The sequence below is a fragment of the Streptomyces sp. NPDC019443 genome (assembly GCF_044389785.1).
Lineage (GTDB): Bacteria > Actinomycetota > Actinomycetes > Streptomycetales > Streptomycetaceae > Streptomyces.
This window is the reverse complement of sequence record NZ_JBIRYJ010000056.1, coordinates 1-1,746: the sequence shown is the minus strand read 5'-3', so window position 1 is coordinate 1,746 and position 1,746 is coordinate 1. Positions and strand designations below refer to the sequence as shown.

General features: G+C 69.8%; 1 protein-coding gene. It reads left to right on the top strand.

All coding sequences use genetic code 11. From position 1 onward, the window contains the following. On the top strand, positions 1–1,746 hold a 1,746-nt coding region (locus ACH492_RS40055), incomplete at both ends, for an acetyl/propionyl/methylcrotonyl-CoA carboxylase subunit alpha (protein WP_398994375.1).

Below are 1,746 nucleotides of genomic sequence, written 5' to 3'. Positions count from 1 at the left end.
TGCGCAAGGTGCTCATCGCCAACCGTGGCGAAATCGCTGTTCGCGTTGCCCGTGCATGCCGGGACGCCGGGATCGGGAGCGTAGCCGTCTACGCCGATCCGGACCGGGATGCTCTGCATGTCCGCGCGGCCGACGAGGCGTTCGCTCTGGGCGGTGACACCCCGGCCGCCAGCTATCTGGACATGGCCAAGGTGCTCCAGGCGGCGAAGGATTCGGGGGCCGATGCCATCCATCCCGGTTACGGCTTCCTGTCCGAGAACGCCGAGTTCGCCCAGGCGGTCATCGATGCGGGTCTGACCTGGATCGGCCCGCCGCCGCAGGCGATCCGCGATCTGGGTGACAAGGTCGCCGCCCGTCATATCGCGCAGCGTGCGGGCGCGCCGCTGGTCGCCGGCACTGCGGATCCGGTTTCCGGTGCCGATGAGGTCGTCGCCTTCGCCCGGGAGCACGGGCTGCCGATCGCGATCAAGGCGGCGTTCGGCGGTGGCGGGCGGGGTCTGAAGGTTGCCCGCACCCTGGAGGAGGTGCCGGAGCTGTACGACTCGGCCGTGCGTGAGGCTGTTGCGGCGTTCGGGCGCGGGGAGTGCTTCGTCGAGCGGTACCTGGACAGGCCGCGGCATGTGGAGACGCAGTGTCTGGCCGACTCGCACGGCAATGTGGTGGTCGTATCGACCCGGGACTGCTCGCTGCAGCGCCGCCATCAGAAGCTGGTGGAGGAGGCCCCGGCGCCGTTCCTGTCCCAGGCGCAGAACGCCGAGCTGTATGCCGCGTCCAAGGCCATCCTGCGTGAGGCGGGCTATGTGGGTGCGGGCACCGTCGAGTTCCTCGTCGGCACCGACGGCACGATCTCCTTCCTGGAGGTCAACACCCGTCTGCAGGTCGAGCACCCGGTCACCGAGGAGGTCACCGGCATCGATCTGGTCCGTGAGATGTTCCGGATCGCGGACGGCGAGGAGCTCGGCTACGACGACCCGGCGGTGCGGGGGCATTCCTTCGAGTTCCGGATCAACGGTGAGGACCCGGGCCGGGGCTTTTTGCCCGCGCCGGGCACCGTGACCACTTTCGCCCCGCCGTCCGGTCCCGGGGTGCGGCTGGATGCGGGCGTGGAGTCCGGCAGCGTCATCGGTCCGGCCTGGGACTCGCTGCTGGCCAAGCTGATCGTCACCGGTGCCAGCCGTGAGCAGGCGCTGCAGCGTGCGGCGCGTGCGCTGGCGGAATTCGACGTCGAGGGCATGGCCACCGCGATTCCCTTCCACCGTGCGGTGGTCGCCGACCCGGCGTTCACCGCCGGCCCGTTCCGCGTGCACACCCGGTGGATCGAGACGGAGTTCGTCAACGACATCAAGGCGTTCGTCGCTCCGGCGGAGACGGACACGGAGGAGGAGCCGGGCCGCGAGACCGTCATCGTCGAGGTCGGCGGCAAGCGCCTGGAGGTCTCGCTGCCCTCCTCACTGGGCATGAGCCTGGCCCGTACCGGCCTGGCCGCCGGAGCCAAGCCCAAGCGGCGCGCCACGAAGAAGTCCGCCTCGGCGGCCTCCGGCGACACCCTCGCCTCCCCGATGCAGGGCACCATCGTCAAGATCGCGGTCGAGGAGGGCCAGGAGGTCAGTGAGGGCGACCTCGTCGTCGTCCTCGAAGCGATGAAGATGGAACAGCCCCTCAACGCCCACCGCTCCGGCACCATCAAGGGCCTGACCGCCGAAGTCGGCGCGTCCATCTCCTCCGGCGCCACCATCTGCGAAATCA